At 63.2% G+C, this 19,658-nt stretch carries 13 protein-coding genes; all 13 read left to right on the top strand.

The window, feature by feature from the left end; translation table 11 throughout:
• The first annotated feature begins 19 nt into the window (after positions 1–19).
• Entirely contained in the window at positions 20–196 is a 177-nt protein-coding gene (locus BTN82_RS31235) for a hypothetical protein (protein ID WP_003176118.1), read from the top strand.
• Positions 180–3,134 carry a sensor histidine kinase gene (locus BTN82_RS25070; protein ID WP_186828445.1) on the top strand — a complete coding sequence of 985 codons (2,955 nt, stop codon included), beginning with the start codon at positions 180–182 and terminating at the stop codon, positions 3,132–3,134. The genes BTN82_RS31235 and BTN82_RS25070 overlap by 17 nt, the downstream gene beginning before the upstream one ends.
• A 22-nt stretch (positions 3,135–3,156) precedes the next feature.
• Complete coding sequence (locus tag BTN82_RS25075; protein WP_075121751.1) at positions 3,157–4,593, top strand: sigma-54-dependent transcriptional regulator; 1,437 nt, start codon at positions 3,157–3,159, stop codon at positions 4,591–4,593.
• A gap of 712 nt (positions 4,594–5,305) precedes the next feature.
• A complete protein-coding gene (locus BTN82_RS25080; RefSeq protein ID WP_075121752.1) occupies positions 5,306–6,697 on the top strand; it encodes a polynucleotide adenylyltransferase PcnB in 1,392 nt (463 codons plus the stop codon).
• A 4-nt stretch (positions 6,698–6,701) separates the two neighbouring features.
• Complete coding sequence (gene folK, locus BTN82_RS25085) at positions 6,702–7,181, top strand: 2-amino-4-hydroxy-6-hydroxymethyldihydropteridine diphosphokinase (protein WP_075121753.1); 480 nt, start codon at positions 6,702–6,704, stop codon at positions 7,179–7,181.
• A gap of 237 nt (positions 7,182–7,418) precedes the next feature.
• Positions 7,419–8,219 (top strand): 3-methyl-2-oxobutanoate hydroxymethyltransferase, encoded by an 801-nt coding sequence (gene panB, locus BTN82_RS25090; RefSeq protein WP_075121754.1) that lies wholly within the window; start codon positions 7,419–7,421, stop codon positions 8,217–8,219.
• Entirely contained in the window at positions 8,216–9,070 is an 855-nt protein-coding gene (panC, locus tag BTN82_RS25095; RefSeq protein WP_075121755.1) for a pantoate--beta-alanine ligase, read from the top strand. The genes panB and panC overlap by 4 nt, the downstream gene beginning before the upstream one ends.
• A 321-nt stretch (positions 9,071–9,391) precedes the next feature.
• Positions 9,392–11,056, top strand: coding sequence for a glucose-6-phosphate isomerase (pgi, locus tag BTN82_RS25100; RefSeq protein WP_075121756.1), 1,665 nt, complete (start codon positions 9,392–9,394; stop codon positions 11,054–11,056).
• A 150-nt stretch (positions 11,057–11,206) separates the two neighbouring features.
• Positions 11,207–13,144 (top strand): acetate--CoA ligase, encoded by a 1,938-nt coding sequence (acs, locus tag BTN82_RS25105; RefSeq protein ID WP_075121757.1) that lies wholly within the window; start codon positions 11,207–11,209, stop codon positions 13,142–13,144.
• A 39-nt stretch (positions 13,145–13,183) separates the two neighbouring features.
• On the top strand, positions 13,184–14,050 hold the full coding sequence (locus BTN82_RS25110) for an oxygenase MpaB family protein (protein WP_075121758.1): 867 nt from the start codon (positions 13,184–13,186) through the stop codon (positions 14,048–14,050).
• 151 nt (positions 14,051–14,201) lie between these two features.
• Complete coding sequence (locus tag BTN82_RS25115) at positions 14,202–15,380, top strand: acetyl-CoA C-acetyltransferase (RefSeq protein ID WP_075121759.1); 1,179 nt, start codon at positions 14,202–14,204, stop codon at positions 15,378–15,380.
• A 183-nt stretch (positions 15,381–15,563) separates the two neighbouring features.
• Complete coding sequence (locus BTN82_RS25120; protein WP_075121760.1) at positions 15,564–16,580, top strand: class I SAM-dependent rRNA methyltransferase; 1,017 nt, start codon at positions 15,564–15,566, stop codon at positions 16,578–16,580.
• A 112-nt stretch (positions 16,581–16,692) separates the two neighbouring features.
• Complete coding sequence (locus BTN82_RS25125; RefSeq protein WP_075121761.1) at positions 16,693–19,617, top strand: DUF748 domain-containing protein; 2,925 nt, start codon at positions 16,693–16,695, stop codon at positions 19,615–19,617.
• The last annotated feature ends 41 nt before the right edge of the window (positions 19,618–19,658 follow it).

The following is a 19,658-nucleotide window of genomic DNA, read 5'->3' on the forward strand; positions in this document are numbered from 1 at the left end:
ACAATAAAGAGAGACCGAGATGTACATCTATCGCTTGGTCCTGCTCCTGGTAGTGGGGATCTATCTGTTCTCCCCCGCCATCATGGATTGGTGGATCGACGCTACGGGCGCCTGGTATCGCCCGTATCTGCTCTGGCTGATCCTGATCGTCGTGACCTTCATCCTGCAGAGCCAAAAAGATGCCGATGAGCTTTAGCCTGACCCAGATGATCCTGATCAGTGCCGCATACCTGCTGGTGCTGTTCGGGGTGGCCTGGATCAGTGAACGCGGCATGATTCCGCGCTCGATCATCCGCCACCCGCTGACCTACACCCTGTCGCTGGGGGTCTACGCCAGCGCTTGGGCGTTTTATGGCACGGTCGGCCTGGCCTATCAGTACGGCTACGGTTTTCTTTCCAGTTACCTCGGGGTTTCCGGCGCCTTCCTGCTGGCCCCGGTGCTGCTGTACCCGATCCTGAAAATCACCCGGACCTACCAACTGTCGTCGCTGGCCGACCTGTTCGCCTTCCGCTTTCGCAGCACCTGGGCCGGCGCGCTGACCACGGTCATCATGCTGTTCGGCGTGCTGCCGCTGCTGGCCTTGCAGATCCAGGCGGTGGCGGACTCCATCGGCATCCTCACCCGCGAACCGGTACAACATCGGGTGGCCCTGAGTTTCTGCGCGCTGATCACCCTGTTCACCATCTTCTTCGGCTCCCGGCATATCGCTACCCGGGAGAAGCACGAAGGCCTGGTGTTCGCCATCGCCTTCGAGTCGGTGATCAAACTGATCGCCATCGGCGGCGTCGGCCTCTACGCCCTGTACGGCGTCTTCGACGGCCCACAACAGCTGGAGCTCTGGCTGCTGCAAAACCAGACCGCCCTCGCGGCCCTGCATACGCCACTGCAGGAAGGACCGTGGCGTACCTTGCTGCTGGTGTTCTTCGCCTCGGCGATCGTGATGCCGCACATGTACCACATGACCTTCACCGAAAACCTCAACCCGCGCTCGCTGGTCAGCGCCAGCTGGGGGCTGCCGCTGTTCCTGTTGCTGATGAGCCTGGCGGTGCCGTTGATTCTCTGGGCGGGCCTGAAGCTGGGCGCCACCACCAACCCCGAATATTTCACCCTCGGCATCGGGATCGCCGCCAATAAGCCGGCCCTGGCCCTGATGGCCTACGTCGGCGGGCTTTCCGCCGCCAGCGGCCTGATCATCGTCACCACCCTGGCGCTGTCGGGGATGGCCCTCAACCACCTGGTACTGCCGCTGTATCAGCCTCCGGCCGAAGGCAACATCTACCGCTGGCTGAAATGGACCCGCCGTGCGCTGATCGTAGCGATCATCATGGCCGGCTATGCCTTTTACCTGTTGCTGGGGGCCGAACAGGACCTGGCCAACCTCGGCATCGTGGCCTTTGTCGCAACCCTGCAATTCCTCCCCGGCGTGCTCTCGGTACTGTACTGGCCGACCGCCAACCGCCGCGGCTTCATCGCCGGGCTGCTGGCCGGCACGCTGGTCTGGCTGGTGACCATGTTGCTGCCATTGGTCGGCAATCTGCAGGGCTTCTATATACCGCTGCTGAACATGATCTACGTCCTGGACGACACCAGCTGGCACATGGCAGCCATCGCGTCCCTGGCCGCCAACGTCCTGATGTTCACTCTGATCTCGCTGTTCACCAACGCCAGCGCCGAAGAAGCCAGCGCCGCCGAAGCCTGTGCGGTGGACAACGTGCGTCGGCCGCAACGCCGGGAATTGCATGCCGCCTCGCCCCAGGAGTTCGCCACCCAACTGGCCAAGCCCCTGGGCGCCAAGGCGGCGCAGAAAGAAGTCGAGCAGGCGCTGCGCGATCTGTACCTGCCGTTCGACGAACGCCGGCCTTATGCCCTGCGCCGCTTGCGCGACCGGATCGAGGCTAATTTGTCCGGCCTGATGGGCCCCAGCGTGGCCCAGGACATGGTGGAAACCTTCCTGCCCTATAAGGCAGGCGGCGAAAACTATGTAACCGAAGACATCCACTTCATCGAAAGTCGTCTTGAGGACTACCACTCGCGCCTGACCGGCCTGGCCGCCGAACTCGACGCCTTGCGCCGATATCACCGCCAGACCCTGCAGGAACTGCCGATGGGTGTCTGCTCCCTGGCCAAGGATCAGGAAATCCTGATGTGGAACAAAGCCATGGAGGAACTGACCAGCATTCCGGCGCAACATGTGGTCGGGTCGCGCCTGAGCACCATCGCCGATCCCTGGAAAGAGCTGCTCCAAGGCTTCATCAACATTCCCGACGAGCACCTGCATAAACAGCACCTGGCCCTCGACGGCCAGACCCGCTGGCTGAACCTGCACAAGGCCGCCATCGACGAACCCCTGGCCCCGGGCAACAGCGGTCTGGTGCTACTGGTCGAAGACCTGACCGAAACCCAGACACTCGAAGACAAACTGGTGCACTCCGAGCGCCTGGCCAGCATCGGCCGCCTGGCGGCCGGCGTAGCCCACGAAATCGGCAACCCGATCACCGGTATCGCCTGCCTGGCGCAGAACCTGCGCGAAGAGCGCGAGGAGGACGGCGAACTCACCGAAATCAGCGGCCAGATCCTGGAACAGACCAAGCGGGTGTCACGCATCGTCCAGTCGCTGATGAGCTTCGCCCACGCCGGCAGCCATCAGCACAACGACGAGGCCGTATGCCTGGCCGAGGTGGCGCAGGATGCCATTGGTCTGCTGGCGCTGAACCGGCGCAATTTCGAAGTGCAGTTCTTCAACCTGTGCGACCCGGACCACTGGGTCGACGGCGATCCGCAGCGGCTCGCCCAGGTGCTGATCAACCTGCTGTCCAATGCCCGCGACGCCTCCCCGGCGGGCAGCGCGGTACGGGTCAAGAGCGAAGCCGGCGAACACACGATCGACCTGATCGTCGAAGACGAAGGCAGCGGTATTCCGAAGAACATCATGGACCGGTTGTTCGAACCCTTCTTCACCACCAAGGATCCTGGCGAAGGTACCGGACTGGGCCTTGCACTGGTCTATTCCATCGTTGAAGAGCATTATGGACAAATCACCATCGACAGCCCGGCTGACACCGAAAGCCAACGCGGCACCCGCATCCGGGTGACCTTACCGCGTCATGTCGAAGCGACGTCCGCTGTGAACTGAGACCGTCGAGAGAACTGAATCAATGCCGCACATTTTGATCGTCGAAGACGAAACAATTATCCGCTCCGCCTTGCGCCGCCTGCTGGAACGCAACCAGTACCAGGTCAGCGAAGCCGGTTCCGTGCAAGAAGCACAAGAGCGTTTCAGCATTCCCACGTTCGACCTGATCGTCAGCGACCTGCGCCTGCCGGGCGCCCCCGGCACGGAGCTGATCAAGCTCGGCCAGGGTACTCCGGTGCTGATCATGACCAGCTACGCCAGCCTGCGCTCGGCGGTCGACTCGATGAAGATGGGCGCGGTGGACTACATCGCCAAGCCTTTCGACCACGACGAAATGCTCCAGGCCGTGGCACGCATCCTGCGCGATCGCCAGACCGCGCAGAGCAGCCCGGCCGAGCGCCCGACCACCAAGGCCGGCAATGGCGCGGACAAGGTGGGCGCCAACAACAGCAACGGCGAAATCGGCATCATTGGCTCCTGCCCGCCGATGCAGGATCTGTACAGCAAGATCCGCAAGGTGGCCCCGACGGACTCCAATGTACTGATCCAGGGCGAGTCCGGTACCGGCAAGGAACTGGTGGCCCGGGCCCTGCACAACCTGTCCCGGCGCGCCAAGGCGCCGATGATCTCGGTGAACTGCGCGGCCATTCCGGAAACCCTGATCGAGTCCGAATTGTTCGGCCACGAAAAAGGCGCCTTTACCGGTGCCAGCGCCGGGCGTGCCGGCCTGGTGGAGGCGGCGGACGGCGGCACCTTGTTCCTCGACGAAATTGGCGAATTGCCCCTTGAAGCACAGGCCCGCCTGCTGCGCGTTCTGCAGGAAGGCGAAATCCGCCGGGTCGGCTCGGTGCAATCGCAGAAAGTCGACGTACGCCTGATCGCCGCGACCCACCGCGATCTCAAGAGCCTGGCCAAGATTGGCCAGTTCCGTGAAGACCTTTATTACCGCCTGCACGTGATTGCCCTGAAACTGCCAGCCCTGCGCGAGCGCGGCGCCGACGTCAACGAAATCGCCAATGCCTTTCTCGCCCGTCAGAGCGCGCGCGTGGGTCGCACGGACCTGAAGTTCGCCCCGGACGCCGAACAAGCCATTCGCCACTACTCCTGGCCGGGCAACGTCCGCGAGCTGGAGAACGCCGTCGAGCGCTCGGTCATCCTGTGCGAAAGCCCGGAAATCTCTGCGGAACTGCTGGGTATCGATATCGAACTGAGCGATCTGGAAGACGACGAATTCACCAACCTGACGCCTCAGGCCGCCAATGGCAACAACACCAGCCATGAGCCGACCGAAGATCTGTCGCTGGAGGATTATTTCCAGCATTTCGTTCTCGAGCACCAGGACCACATGACCGAGACGGAGCTGGCACGCAAACTGGGCGTCAGCCGCAAATGCCTGTGGGAACGTCGCCAGCGCCTGGGCATCCCGCGGCGCAAGACCGGTGTGGCTAGCGAAAGCTGAAAACCTGCGTGGGTAACACGCGAAGTTGTGAAAAAACTGTTACCTCAGTCATTTCACGTAACAAAAGCCGGGGCTAAAGGTAACGAAACCCCGGCTTTTTTTCGCCTGCCAAAACCTCATTGTCGCGCCTAACCCCTTGTTTTACTGGGCTTCGCAAAAGTTGGCACGGCACCTGCTATATCTCTGGTACAAGAACAATAACAAGCAATGCACAAGACAATAAAAATAAGACGAATCGACTCACGCACAATAAAAACAACACGGCGGAGGCGCAGCTAACTGATTCTTTTGGAGAGGCGTTGTCATTGGGGCTTGCCCCACAACCAGGCCGAGAACAACAAAAACTGCCCTAAGGCAGAGCCTGAACTGGTTGGATCGTCGATCATCACAGCACAGCGACCAAAGCAATCCGTTTGCTCTTGGCTCCCGATTGGGAGGGTCATTCTGGGTTAACCAGGTGACAAGGGCGTTAAACAAAAACAAGAAGCCCGAAACCAATAATAAAAATAGAGCACGCAACTACTTCTGGGGGAGCTTCGGCTCCCCTTGTGGTTTCCGCGATTACGGTTTTACCCGGCAAACCCGCGTTCCAAAGCGCCGCGCACGACTCGCCGCAGCCTCCTACACCATCCCCCGACTAAATGCTAGAATCCCCGGCCATCATGCGGTCATTCTTCGTTATGGCCGAACATTCCTTCAAACAGTGCATCCCATGCTGAAGAAGTTGTTCCAGTCATTCCGTTCTCCCTTGCGTCGTACGCAACACAAACGCAGCACGCCTGAAGTGCTCAACAGCAGCCAACATTCGCTGCAACGCGCCCAGTTCAGCCGTTATGCGGTGAACATCGTCGAACGCCTGCAGAACGCCGGTTACCAGGCTTACCTGGTCGGCGGTTGCGTGCGCGACATGTTGCTCAATATCACTCCCAAGGATTTCGACGTCGCCACTAGCGCCACGCCGGAGCAGGTGCGAGCCGAATTCCGCAACGCGCGGATCATCGGCCGCCGGTTCAAGCTGGTGCATATCCACTTCGGCCGGGAAATCATCGAGGTCGCGACCTTCCGCGCCAATCACCCGCAAAACGATGACGAGGAAGACAGCAACCAGTCTTCGCGCAACGAAAGCGGGCGCATCCTGCGCGACAACGTCTACGGCACCCTCGAAGAGGACGCTCAGCGCCGCGATTTCACCATCAATGCCCTGTATTACGATCCGGTCAGCGAGCGCATCCTCGACTACGCCAATGGCGTGCACGACATCCGTAATCACCTGATCCGCCTGATCGGCGATCCGCGTCAGCGCTATCAGGAAGATCCGGTGCGCATGCTGCGGGCCGTGCGCTTTGCCGCCAAACTGGATTTCGGCATCGAGAAACACACCGCCGCGCCGATCCGCGACCTGGCCCCCATGCTGCGGGAAATCCCCTCGGCGCGCCTGTTCGAGGAGGTACTCAAGCTGTTCCTCTCCGGGCATGCCGCCGACACGTTCGAGATGCTGGTCGACCTGCAACTGTTCGACCCGTTGTTCCCGGCCAGCGCCGAGGCCCTGGAGTACAACCCGACCTACACCCATACGCTGATCAGCGAAGCCTTGGTCAATACCGACCTGCGCATCAAGCAGAACAAACCGGTCACCCCGGCCTTCCTGTTCGCCGCGCTGTTGTGGCCTGCCCTCCCGGCGCGCGTGCTGCGCCTTCAGGAACGCGGCATGCCACCGATTCCGGCCATGCAGGAAGCGGCTCACGAGCTGATCAGCGAACAGTGCCAGCGCATCGCCATTCCAAAACGCTTCACCATGCCGATCCGCGAAATCTGGGACATGCAGGAACGCCTGCCGCGCCGCAGCGGCAAGCGCGCCGACCAGTTGTTGGACAACCCGCGGTTCCGCGCCGGTTATGACTTCCTGTTGTTGCGCGAAAGCGCCGGCGAGCAGACCGACGGCCTGGGCGAATGGTGGACCGATTACCAGGACGCCAACGACGCCGGGCGCCGCGACATGATCCGCGATCTCAGCGGCAAGGACGAAGCCGGTACCGGGCCGCGCAAGCGTCGTCGCAGCAGCGGCGCCAAGCGCAAGCGGGCCACGAGCGAGTCCGACGAATAAGCCGATGGAACGTATCTACATCGGCATGGGCAGCAACCTGGCGGCCCCGGCAGAGCAATTGCGCAACGCGGTCGACGCGCTCGCGCAGTTGCCGCACAGCCAATTGGCAGGCGTCTCGGCCTTCTATCAAAGCGACTCTCTGTTGCCCGGCCAACCGCGCTACACCAACGCCGTGGCCGCGCTGGACAGTAGCCTTGCGCCTCTCGACCTGCTGGATGCCCTGCAAGCCATCGAGAACGGCCAGGGCCGCGAGCGTCTCGAGCGCTGGGGCCCGCGCACGCTGGACCTGGATATCCTGCTGTTCGGCGATCGGTTGATCGACGAACCGCGGCTCAAGGTTCCGCATTACCACATGCAGGCCCGGGCCTTTGTCCTCTATCCCCTCGCCGAACTGGCCCCCCCCGACCTGCAACTGGCCGACGGCCGCCACCTGCGCGACCTGCTCGCCGCCTGCCCATTTGTCGGCCTGGAACGTCTGGCCTGACTGCTGAAACGCATCAGTTACGGCGGTAACACTCACGCCGTAACAATGCGGTAACACATGCAATTGACTTCCCGAGTTCTCCTCACGACTATAGGCGTCCCGTTGCCGCCAACACGGCACTAAAGGGCGCAATCCAGGCCTTATAAGCACGACCACAGAGCGTGCGCCTGAGACCACAAAGAATCACGCGCGTTACTCGCAGTAGTTTCCAGAGCGCCTGAATGAGGATCTTTTTTCATGCCAGACATTACCCTGACCACCCTGCAAAGCCTCAAGCAGAAAGGTGAAAAGATCACCATGCTGACCTGCTATGACGCGACCTTCGCCCACACCTGTTGCCAGGCCGGCGTCGAAGTATTGCTGGTGGGCGACTCCCTCGGCATGGTCTTGCAAGGGCACGACAGCACCCTGCCGGTCACCACCGCCGAGATGGCTTACCACGTCGCCGCGGTCAAGCGCGGTAACAGTGGCGCGCTGATCCTCGCCGACCTGCCGTTCATGGCCTACGCGACGACCGAACAGGCGTTGAACAACAGCGCCCAGTTGATGCAGGCCGGCGCGCACATGATCAAGGTCGAAGGCGCGGTCTGGCTGGCCGAATCCATCCGCCTGCTGGCCGAGCGCGGCGTTCCGGTCTGCGCCCACATGGGCCTGACCCCGCAAGCGGTGAACATCCTCGGCGGCTACAAGGTCCAGGGGCGCAACGAGAACCAGGCCCGGCAGATGCGCGCCGACGCCATTGCCCTGGAACAGGCCGGCGTGGCGATGCTGCTGCTCGAATGCGTCCCGAGCGAGCTGGCGGCGGAAATCACCCAGGCGGTGAAGATCCCGGTAATCGGCATCGGCGCCGGCAGCGCTACCGACGGCCAGGTGCTGGTCTTGCACGACATGCTGGGCCTGTCCCTGACCGGGCGGGCGCCGAAGTTCGTGAAGAACTTCATGGCCGGCCAGGACAACATCCAGGCAGCCCTGAGCGCCTACGTCAACGAGGTCAAGGCCGTGACCTTCCCTGGCGCCGAACACGGGTTCTCTGCATGAATACCGTAAAAACCGTCCGCGAACTGCGGGCCGCCGTGGCTCGTGCCCGCAGCGAGGGCAAGCGCATCGGCTTCGTGCCGACCATGGGCAACCTGCATAGCGGCCATGCCGCCCTGGTGACCAAGGCCGCCCAACGCGTGGATTTCGTAGTCGCAAGCATTTTCGTCAACCCGCTACAGTTCGGCGCCGGCGAAGACCTCGACAAGTACCCGCGAACCCTCGCCGCCGACCAGGAAAAACTCCTGCAGGCCGGTTGCCATCTGCTGTTCGCCCCGACCGTCGAAGAGATGTACCCCGACGGCATGGCCGGCCAGACCCGCGTCAGCGTGCCGCAACTCTCCGAAGGCCTGTGCGGCGCCAGCCGTCCCGGGCATTTCGAAGGCGTGGCCACGGTGGTCAGCAAACTGTTCAACATGGTGCAGCCGGACCTCGCGGTCTTCGGTCAGAAAGACTTCCAGCAACTGGCGGTGATCCGCGCTCTGGTGCATGACCTGAACATGCCGATCCAGATCATCGGCGAACCTACCGTACGCGCCGACGACGGTCTCGCGCTGTCTTCGCGCAACGGCTACCTGAGCGACGAACAGCGTGCCATCGCCCCCGCCCTCTATAGCAGCCTGAGCCATATCGCCCAAGCCATCGGCCGGGGTGAACGCGACTATGCACAGCTACTGGGCACGCAGAAACAGGCACTCGAAGCGGCCGGTTTCCGTCCGGACTACCTGGAAGTCCGGCATGCCCTGACCTTGCGCCCGGCCACCGCGGGCGACCGCGACCTGGTGATCCTGGCGGCTGCGTATCTGGGCGCTACCCGTCTGATCGACAACCTGCATCTGGACCTCGACGCCTAGCCCCCAAAGGCCGATTGCCCGAAGTCCAACCTTCGGGCAAACTGCCGCCGCCCGGGGCCTGCAGCCATGCTGCGGGCCCTGCGGCACAGTCATTTCTCCCTGTGCAGTTTCGATCGCGTACGCGGTTCCGAGGCGCCAATATAAAAAAGTACCGGCCACAGGTCAGACAAAGCCAAGACAGATCAGCACGCGAGAGTTACTGTAAACGCCCTGCGTGCTTAATCGTGTCAGCGCAGCTTGACCGAACGTTATCCTTCGAGCAGGACGTTCCGGGCTTTTCAGTGTCCAACAGGCAGTTCAAGTAAAAGGAAAACCGCAGCGATGGCGTACTACCGCACTCCTCACGACGTTACCGCTCTGCCCGCCTGGCAAGCGTTGAATGACCACCGCCAAGCCATGCAGGATTTCAGCATGCGCGAGGCCTTCACTGCCGACCCGCAACGCTTTCATCAATTCAGCCTCAGCGGCTGCGGGCTTTTTCTCGATTACTCGAAGAACCTGATCACCTCCGAAACCCGCAACCTGCTGGTGGGCCTGGCCAACGAAGCCGGCCTGCAGGAGGCGATCAAGGCGTTGTTCGCCGGCGAGTTGGTCAACTCTTCCGAGGGCCGCCCGGCCCTGCACACCGCCCTGCGCCGTCCGGTGGGCGACAAGCTGTCGGTCAACGGCGTCAACGTGATGCCGGAAGTGCACAAGGTGCTGAATCAGATCACCGAGCTGGTCGGGCGCATCCATGACGGCCTGTGGCGCGGCTACACCGAGAAGCCGATCACCGACGTGGTGAACATTGGCATCGGCGGCTCGTTCCTCGGCCCTGAGCTGGTGTCCGAAGCCCTGCTGTCTTATGCCCAGAAAGGCGTTCGCTGCCATTACCTGGCCAATATCGACGGCAGCGAATTCCACGAACTGTCGTCGAAGATCCGCGCCGAAACCACGCTGTTCATCGTTTCGTCGAAGTCCTTCAACACCCTGGAAACCCTGAAGAACGCCCAGGCCGCACGCGCCTGGTATCTGGCCCAGGGCGGCTCCGAGGCTGAGCTGTATCGCCACTTCATCGCGGTATCGAGCAACAACGCCGCCGCCGTGGCCTTCGGGATCCGCGAAGAGAACATCTTCCCGATGTGGGACTGGGTCGGCGGGCGCTACTCACTGTGGTCGGCCATCGGCCTGCCGATCGCCCTGGCCATCGGCATGTCCAACTTCAAGGAACTGCTGTCCGGCGCCTACACCATGGACCAGCATTTCCAGACCGCGCCGTTCGAGCAGAACATGCCGGTCCTGCTGGCGCTGCTGGGCGTGTGGTACGGCAACTTCTGGGGCGCGCAAAGCCACGCGATCCTGCCGTACGACCACTACCTGCGCAACATCACCAAGCACTTGCAGCAACTGGACATGGAATCCAATGGCAAGAGCGTGCGCCAGGACGGCACGCTGGTTTCCACCGATACCGGCCCGGTGATCTGGGGCGGCGTGGGTTGCAACGGCCAGCACGCGTACCACCAGTTGCTGCACCAGGGCACTCAACTGATCCCGGCGGACTTCATCGTGCCGATCGTCAGCTTCAACCCGGTCGCCGACCACCATCAGTGGCTGTATGCCAACTGCCTGTCGCAAAGCCAGGCGCTGATGCTCGGCAAGACCCGCGCCGAAGCCGAAACCGAGCTGCGTGAAAAAGGCCTGAGCGAAGCCGAAGTGCAGAAGCTGGCGCCGCACAAGGTGATCCCCGGCAACCGCCCGAGCAACACCCTGGTGGTCGAGCGCATCAGCCCGCGCCGCCTGGGCGCGCTGGTGGCCATGTACGAACACAAGGTGTTCGTGCAGAGCGTGATCTGGGGCATCAACGCCTTCGACCAATGGGGCGTGGAGCTGGGCAAGGAACTGGGCAAGGGCGTCTACAACCGCCTGGTCGGCAGCGAGGAAACTCCGGCCGAAGATGCTTCGACCCAGGGCCTGATCAACTACTTCCGCGGTCGCCATCGCGGTTGATCACGAGCTGAAACACGCTTCGCGAGCAAGCTCGCTCCTACAGGAGCACGCTTGCTCGCGATCGGTCGCCCGCGACCGCCCCCCCTTGAACCCCTCCCCAGCAAGGCGCATCTTTATTACTTGTCGCGAAAACAAGAATAAGGAACCGTCATGTTCGATATCAGCACGTTCCCCAAAGCCGATGCCGTCCGCCGGGCTGCGCAACTGAGTCAAGACGACTATCAGCGGCTTTACCGCGAATCCATCGAGCACCCCAGCACGTTCTGGGCCGAGCAGGCCACACGCTTTCTCGACTGGAGCGCCCCCTGGCAAACCGTGCAGCGTTATGACCTGAAGACCGGCGCCGCCACCTGGTTCGCCGGCGGCCAGTTGAACGTCAGTTACAACTGCATCGATCGGCATCTGGAAAAACGCGGCGATCAGGTAGCGATCATCTGGGAGGGCGACGACCCTGCCGAATCCCTGCAAATCACCTACAAGAAACTCCACCATTACGTCTGTCGCCTGGCCAATGTCCTGAAAAGTCGCGGCGTGAAGAAAGGCGACCGGGTGTGCATCTACATGCCGATGATTCCCGAGGCGGCCTACGCCATGCTCGCCTGCACCCGCATCGGCGCTGTGCATTCGGTGGTCTTCGGCGGTTTCTCCCCGGACGCGCTACGCGACCGCATTCTCGATGCCGACTGCCGCACGGTGATCACCGCCGACGAAGGCGTGCGCGGCGGCAAATTCGTACCCTTGAAAAACAACGTCGACAAAGCCCTGCTGAGCTGCCCGGACGTCAGCACGGTACTGGTGGTCGAGCGCAGCCAGAACCCGGTGAACTGGATCGAAGGCCGCGACCTCTGGTACCACCAGACCCTGCGCGGGGTCGAAGACGACTGCCCGCCACAGCCGATGGATGCCGAGGACCCGCTGTTCATCCTCTATACCTCCGGCAGTACCGGCAAACCCAAAGGTGTGCTGCACACCACCGGCGGTTACCTGCTGCAAGCGGCGATGACTTTCAAATACGTATTGGACTACCGCGACGGCGAAGTCTTCTGGTGCACCGCTGATGTCGGCTGGGTCACCGGCCACAGCTATATCGTCTACGGCCCGCTGGCCAACGGCGCGACCACCCTGATCTTCGAGGGCGTGCCCAGCTACCCGAGCAGCTCGCGCTTCTGGGAGGTCATCGACAAGCATCGGGTGAATATCTTCTACACGGCGCCCACCGCCTTGCGCGCCCTGATGCGCGAAGGCCCCGGGCCGCTGCAGCAGACCTCGCGCAGCAGCCTGCGCTTGCTGGGCAGCGTTGGCGAGCCGATCAACCCGGAAGCCTGGGAGTGGTACTTCAATGCCGTCGGCGAGCAGCGCTGCCCGATCGTCGACACCTGGTGGCAGACCGAAACCGGCGGCATCATGCTCAGCCCGCTGGTCAGCGCCAGCCGGATCAAGCCGGGCTGCGCCACTCGCCCGATGTTCGGCGTGCAACCGGTGCTGCTGGACGAACACGGCAAGGAAATCAGCGGCGCCGGCAGCGGGGTGCTGGCGATCAAGGCCAGCTGGCCGGCGCAGATCCGCAGCGTCTACGGCGACCCGCAGCGCATGGTCGACACCTATTTCAAACCCTACCCGGGCTATTACTTCACCGGCGACGGCGCCCGTCGCGACGAAGACGGCGACTACTGGATCACCGGGCGCATCGACGATGTAATCAACGTCTCTGGGCATCGCATCGGCACCGCCGAAGTCGAAAGCGCACTGGTCCTGCACGACGCCATCGCCGAGGCCGCCGTGGTCGGCTACCCCCATGATCTCAAGGGCCAGGGCATCTATGCCTTTGTCACCCCCATGAACGGCGTCGAACCCAGCGACGAACTGAAGAAGGAACTGTTGGGCCTGGTCAGCCGCGAGATCGGCTCCTTCGCCAAGCCGGAACTGATCCAATGGGCCCCGGCCTTACCAAAAACCCGCTCAGGCAAGATCATGCGGCGTATCCTGCGCAAGATCGCCTGCAACGAGCTCGACAGCCTGGGCGATACCTCGACCCTGGCCGACCCGAGCGTGGTCGAGGGCCTGATCGACAAGCGCCTGAACCTCTAAGCGAGGCTCGGGCGCCCAACCAAGGAACCCGCACGCGGTATGGAATTCATTCGCAGTCGTATCGAAACCCAAGTCATGAGCCTGACCGGCCTGTCGCTCGGCCAGCTCGACCTGGAGAACCCCAAGGGCGACCCGGGGCTGTTCGGCCCAGACTCGATCAGTTGGCAGGTGCACGGCGATTTCAGCAGCATGCTGATTGGCGGCATCAGCGCCTTGCTGCTGCAAGCCCTGCACCCGCTGGCCCTGGCCGGAGTCTGGGATCACTCGAACTTTCGCGAAGACATGCTCGGGCGCCTGCGGCGTACCGCGCAGTTCATTTCCGGCACCACCTTCGGCTCCCGCCAGGATGCCGAATGGCTGATCGACAAGGTCCGCACCATTCACTTGCAGGTCGTCGGCCACGCGCCGGATGGCCGGCCCTACGCCGCCAGCGACCCGCAGTTGCTGACCTGGGTGCATGTGGCCGAAGTCAGCAGCTTCCTGACCGCCCACCTGCGTTACCACAACCCGCACTTGTCGCCCGCCGACCAGGACCGTTACTACGCGGAAATCGCCCTGGTCGCCGAGCGCCTCGGGGCCAGCGATGTACCGCGCTCGCGCCAGGCCGTGGCGGACTACCTGTCGCGCATGCGCCCACAACTGCTCTGCGACGAACGCAGCCATGAAGTCTTGCGCCTGCTCCTGGCAGCCCCTGCTCCCAGCCGCCTGGCCAAGCCCTTCGGCTCGCTGATGATGCAGGCCGGCATCGACCTGTTGCCCGACTGGGCCAGCGAGATGCTCGGCGTCCAACAGAGCCCGCTGCGACGCCAACTGATCCGCGCCAGCGTCAATCGCAGCGCGCCGATGCTGCGCTGGGCAGTACGCAACGCCTCGGTGCATCGCGCACGCCGGCGCATGGGCCTGTAATACCCGACCGGGCGAACAGAACGCGACCCGCCGGTTCGCGATTGGCGGCGTCGCGACCTTCTATGCAACCATGATTTTCCAATGGCTCGCGCACCGGCCAGCTGCCAATGGCCCTCGACCGATGCCGCCAATAACCATGAGGATTCGTGCCATGCAAGACGTCGTAATCGTTGCCGCCACCCGCACCGCGGTCGGCAGTTTCCAGGGTTCGCTGGCGAACGTTTCCGCGGTCGACCTCGGCGCCGCGGTCATCCGCCAACTGCTGGCCCAGACCGGCCTGGACGCGGCCCAGGTCGATGAAGTGATCATGGGCCAGGTGCTCACCGCCGGCGCCGGGCAGAACCCCGCCCGCCAGGCCGCGATCAAGGCCGGCCTGCCCCACGCCGTGCCCGCCATGACCCTGAACAAGGTCTGCGGCTCGGGCCTCAAGGCCCTGCACCTGGCCGCCCAGGCCATCCGCTGCGGCGATGCCGAGGTGATCATCGCCGGCGGCCAGGAAAACATGAGCCTGGCCAACTACGTGCTGCCCGGCGCCCGCACCGGCCTGCGCATGGGCCACAGCCAGATCGTCGACACCATGATCAGCGACGGCCTGTGGGATGCGTTCAACGACTACCACATGGGCATCACCGCCGAGAACCTGGTGGACAAATACGCCATCAGCCGCGAAGCCCAGGACGCCTTTGCCGCCGCCTCGCAGCAGAAGGCCGTGGCCGCCATCGAAGGCAGACGTTTCGTCGACGAGATCACGCCGATCCTGATTCCCCAGCGCAAGGGCGAACCCGTGGCCTTCGCCACCGACGAGCAGCCGCGCGCCGGCACCACCGCCGAATCCCTGGGCAAGCTCAAGCCGGCCTTCAAGAAAGACGGCACAGTCACCGCCGGCAACGCCTCGTCGCTGAACGACGGTGCCGCCGCGGTGATCCTCATGAGCGCCGAAAAAGCCCGCGCCCTGGGTCTGCCGGTGCTGGCGAAAATCGCCGCCTACGCCAACGCCGGGGTCGATCCGGCGATCATGGGCATCGGCCCCGTGTCGGCCACCCGCCGCTGCCTGGACAAGGCCGGCTGGTCGCTGGACCAATTGGACCTGATCGAAGCCAACGAAGCCTTCGCCGCCCAGGCGCTGTCGGTGGGCAAGGAGCTGGGTTGGGACGCGAGCAAGGTCAACGTCAACGGCGGCGCCATCGCCATCGGCCACCCGATCGGCGCCTCAGGCTGCCGGGTGCTGGTGACCCTGCTGCACGAAATGCTCAAGCGCGACGCCAAGAAAGGCCTCGCCACCCTGTGCATTGGCGGCGGGCAAGGCGTGGCCCTGGCCATCGAACGCTAAGCCCGCTTTACCCTGTAGGAGCGAGGCTTGCCCGCGATAAATCGTTAACGATAACGCGGTCCATCTGATGCATTGCGGCGTTGCGGCTGGTTGATCGCGGGCAATCGAGCGTCGACCGGCCGCTCCTACAGGATTGGGGGAAACTGGTAGACTGCCCCGCCCAATCATTCGCAAGGCGCCCGCATGTCTTCCTTGAATCAGGCGCTGCGCGCCGCCCTCGATCATCGCCAGGATCTGCTCGTCGAACTGCATCACCAAGGCACCGACTGCTATCGGCTGTTCCATGGCAGCCAGGAAGGCGTCGGGGGCCTGACCATCGATCGTTACGGCCGGCAACTTCTGGTGCAGAGTTTTCACCAGACGCTGGAACGCGAAGCCCTGCTGCAACTGCACGAAACGGTCCATGAGCAGCTGGGCCTGGAAACCCTGCTGGTCTACAACGATCGCTCCCGCGGCAATTCGCGCATCGACCGCGAAGACCCGGTTTACCGTGCGCAAGACGCCGCGCTGGCCGACCTGGTCGGCCACGAATGGGGGTTGAACTACCGGGTCCGCGGTCGCCACGCCGGCCAGGACCCGCTACTGTTTCTCGACCTGCGCAACGCCCGCGGCTGGGTCAAGGCCCACAGCGCCGGCAAAAGCGTGCTGAACCTGTTTGCCTATACCTGCGGCGTCGGCCTGAGCGCCGCGGCGGGCGGTGCCAGCGAGGTGTGCAACCTGGACTTCGCCGAAGGCAACCTGGCCGTCGGCCGTGAGAACGGCCAGCTCAATCCGCAGTTGCCGAGCATGCAATTCGTGCAATCGGATTACTTCCCGGCGATCCGCCAACTGGCGGGCCTGCCCATCACTCAGCGCCGCGGGCAGAAACTGCCCAGCTACCCGCGCCTGGAACAGCGCCAGTACGACCTGGTGCTGCTCGATCCACCGGCCTGGGCCAAGAGTGCCTTCGGCACGGTCGACCTGCTGCGCGACTATCAGAGCCTGCTCAAGCCAGCCCTGCTGGCCACGGCTGAAGATGGCGTACTGATCTGCTGCAACAATCTGGCTAAAGTCGCCATGGACGACTGGCGCGAACAGGTGCTGCGCTGCGCCGAAAAAGCCGGGCGTCCGGTACGCGAATGGCAGGTGCTGACACCCGGTCGCGACTTCCCGTCCATGGACCAGCAACCGCCGCTCAAGACCCTGATCCTGCATCTCTGACTCCCGGGAAGGAATCTGAACAATCCTGTTAGCGACATCCATGGATTGTTTCGGAACCGGAAACGCGTGCCATACTCCAACGCACTTCCGATTCAGATAGATGAAGCCTCGCATGTCCAAAGGATTGATCCGCGCTATCGGCGCCTTGTTGACCGCTCTCGCCCTTTACAGTCTGTTGGGGTTTCTGATTTTGCCGGGCATCGCCCTGCGGGTGGCCAATCAACAGTTGGCCAACTACGCGACGGTGCCGGCAAAGATCCAGCGCATCGAACTCAACCCGTTCAGCCTTGAGTTGACGCTCTGGGGCCTGAACATCGGTGAGCCAGGCAAGGAGCAAGTGGCCTTCGAGCGCCTTTACGCCAACCTGCAACTGGACAGCCTCTGGACCCGCGCGCTGCACCTGGCCGATGTCGAGCTGGACAAACCCAAGACCGAGATCCTGTTCGCCAAGGATGGCAAGCTCAACCTGCTGGGCCTGTTCAATATCCCGGCTGGCGAACCCACCCCGGAAGACCCCGACGCCAAGCCGTTCCCGCTGCGGATCGAACGTATCAAGCTGGCCGACGGTTATGTGCATTTCGAGGACCAGCGCCCCAGCGAACCGATCAAGTTTCTCTACGACAAACTCGACCTTGAACTGAAGAACCTCAGCACCCTGCCCGACGACAGCACCGACATGACCCTGGTCGCCATGGGCCCCGCGGGTGGCCAGCTCGACTGGAGCGGTAACTTCAGCCTGACGCCGATCGCCTCCGAGGGTCGCCTGAAAGTCACCAACGGCCAGATGAAAGCCTGGTGGCCCTATGTCCGCGACGCGGTACCGCTGGTTCTCGAAGACGGCGTGCTGAACCTGGATACCCACTACAAGCTGAACCTGGCCAAGGAAACCGAGCTGTTGCTCAGCGATGCCTCGGTCAGCGTCGCACCCTTCGCCATCAAGGCCCCCGATGGCCGGCCACTGGCCCGCCTGGAGCGCCTGGACGTCAGCGAAACCTCGGTCGACCTGGCCAAGCAGCAAGTGGTGGTCGGCAAGATCCGCAGCCAGAAACTGGAAACCTGGGCCGCCCTGGAAGCCGACGGCCAGCTGGACTGGCAGAAGCTGTTCGCCAGCCAGCCAGCCAAACCCGCCGCCAAGCCCGCGCCGGCAGCCGCCGATGCCCCACCGCCAGCACCCGCTCCGGCGCCGAGCAAACCCTGGCAGGTGCTGCTCAAGGACGTGCAACTGCGTAATTACCAGGTGCACCTGGCGGACCGCCAGGCCAAGCCAGCCGTGGCCCTGGAGGTCGGCCCGCTGAATCTCGACGTGCAAAACTTCGACAGCCTCAACCAGTCGCCTTTCAACCTCAAGCTCGACACCGGGCTGGGCAAACAGGGCAAGATCGTCGCCAGCGGCGTGGTCAACCTGCAGCCGATCACCGCCAAGCTGGCGGTGCAGACCAAGGACATCGACCTGCGGGTCGCGCAGTCTTACATCAGCCCGTTCATTCGCCTGGAACTGCGCAGCGGCATGCTCGGCAGCGACCTCGCGGTGGACCTGAAAAACGTCGATCCCCTGGCGTTCAGCGTGACCGGCCGCGCCCAGGTAGACCAGTTGCACACCCTGGATACCCTGAAAACCCGCGACTTCGTGAAATGGCAGCAACTGGTGCTCGAAGGCCTCAACTACCAGCACGGCGACAGCCTGACGATCAACAAGGTCAACCTGTTGCAGCCCTATGCGCGCTTCATGATCAACGATGACCGCACCACCAACATCGACGACCTGCTGATTCCGCAACCGGCCGGCAACGCGCCCAAGACCGCCGCCAAACCGGCCGCCGGCAAGGAAAAGCCCCTGGGCATCCACATTGGCCAGGTCGCCATCAACGATGGCTCGGCCAACTTCGCCGACTTCAGCCTGACCCCCAACTTCGCCACGGCCATCCAGCAGCTCAACGGCCAGATCGGCACCATCGACAGTCGCCAGGCGAAACCGGCCCCCGTCGACATCAAGGGCAAGGTCGATCGTTATGCTCCGGTGACCATCAAGGGCAGCGTGAACCCTTTCGATCCGATGGCCGCGCTGGACATCGCCACCAGTTTCAAACGCGTCGAACTGACCACCCTGACTCCCTACTCGGGCAAGTTCGCCGGGTACCGGATCCGCAAGGGCCGGCTCAACCTCGACCTGCATTACATGATCACCAAGGGCCAGCTCAAGGCCGAGAACAAAGTGGTGGTCGAGCAGCTGGAACTGGGGGAGAAGGTCGACAGCCCGGATGCCGTGAGCCTGCCGCTGAAGCTGGCCGTGGCCCTGCTCAAGGATGTCGATGGCAAAATCTCTATCGAATTGCCAGTGACCGGCGACCTCAATAACCCGCAGTTCAGCGTCATGCCGATTGTCTGGCAGACCCTGCGCAACCTGATCGTGAAGGCGGCCGCGGCGCCATTCAAATTGATCGGCGGGCTGGTGGCCGGCGGCGGTTCGGAAGACCTGGGCAGTGTCTCGTTCGCCCCGGGCTCCAGCGAGTTGAGCAAGGACGCAGAAGCGGCGTTGGTCAAACTGTCCAATGCGCTCAAGGAACGCCCGGCCCTGCGCCTGGAAATCGAAGGCACCGCAGCGCAGAGCAGCGACGGCCCGCTGATCGCCGACCAGCGCCTGGAGCGGGAATACCAGTACAACTACTACAAGATGCTCCAGCGGCGCGGCGACAAAGTGCCAGCCCAGGCATCGTTGCTCAAGGTACCGGAGGGCGAGAAGGGCCCGCTGCTCGAAGGCATCTACCGCACCCGCCTCAAGGCTCAGCCACCGGCCGAATGGAAGGATCTGGGCAAGGAAGAACGCACCGCAAAAATGCGCGAAGGCCTGATCACGTTCTGGAGCGGCAGCGATGTGCTGCTGCGCCAGTTGGGCCAGGAACGGGCCAGCAGCATCAAGGACTTCCTGGTGGACAAGGGCCAGCTCACCGACGATCGGGTGTACTTCATCGACGCCAACCTTGGCCAGGCCGAAAGCGATGGCCGGGTCGTTACTCCCATGCACCTGGACGCCGAGTAAACCCGCGGCAAATCGGCCCGGGAACGGGTCGACCGGCGGTT

Origin of the sequence: Pseudomonas chlororaphis, assembly GCF_001921865.1 — a bacterium.
Classification (GTDB): domain Bacteria; phylum Pseudomonadota; class Gammaproteobacteria; order Pseudomonadales; family Pseudomonadaceae; genus Aquipseudomonas; species Aquipseudomonas chlororaphis_D.

What these genes read in the sequence shown, in the direction of transcription:
- pgi (WP_075121756.1), top strand. Translation starts at nt 9,392, where the DNA reads ATGGCGTACTACCGCACTCCTCACGACGTTACCGCTCTGCCCGCCTGG.
- BTN82_RS25080 (WP_075121752.1), top strand. Translation starts at nt 5,306, where the DNA reads ATGCTGAAGAAGTTGTTCCAGTCATTCCGTTCTCCCTTGCGTCGTACG.
- folK (WP_075121753.1), top strand. Translation starts at nt 6,702, where the DNA reads ATGGAACGTATCTACATCGGCATGGGCAGCAACCTGGCGGCCCCGGCA.
- acs (WP_075121757.1), top strand. Translation starts at nt 11,207, where the DNA reads ATGTTCGATATCAGCACGTTCCCCAAAGCCGATGCCGTCCGCCGGGCT.
- BTN82_RS25075 (WP_075121751.1), top strand. Translation starts at nt 3,157, where the DNA reads ATGCCGCACATTTTGATCGTCGAAGACGAAACAATTATCCGCTCCGCC.
- BTN82_RS25120 (WP_075121760.1), top strand. Translation starts at nt 15,564, where the DNA reads ATGTCTTCCTTGAATCAGGCGCTGCGCGCCGCCCTCGATCATCGCCAG.
- panB (WP_075121754.1), top strand. Translation starts at nt 7,419, where the DNA reads ATGCCAGACATTACCCTGACCACCCTGCAAAGCCTCAAGCAGAAAGGT.
- BTN82_RS25115 (WP_075121759.1), top strand. Translation starts at nt 14,202, where the DNA reads ATGCAAGACGTCGTAATCGTTGCCGCCACCCGCACCGCGGTCGGCAGT.
- BTN82_RS25125 (WP_075121761.1), top strand. Translation starts at nt 16,693, where the DNA reads ATGTCCAAAGGATTGATCCGCGCTATCGGCGCCTTGTTGACCGCTCTC.
- BTN82_RS25070 (WP_186828445.1), top strand. Translation starts at nt 180, where the DNA reads ATGCCGATGAGCTTTAGCCTGACCCAGATGATCCTGATCAGTGCCGCA.
- panC (WP_075121755.1), top strand. Translation starts at nt 8,216, where the DNA reads ATGAATACCGTAAAAACCGTCCGCGAACTGCGGGCCGCCGTGGCTCGT.
- BTN82_RS25110 (WP_075121758.1), top strand. Translation starts at nt 13,184, where the DNA reads ATGGAATTCATTCGCAGTCGTATCGAAACCCAAGTCATGAGCCTGACC.
- BTN82_RS31235 (WP_003176118.1), top strand. Translation starts at nt 20, where the DNA reads ATGTACATCTATCGCTTGGTCCTGCTCCTGGTAGTGGGGATCTATCTG.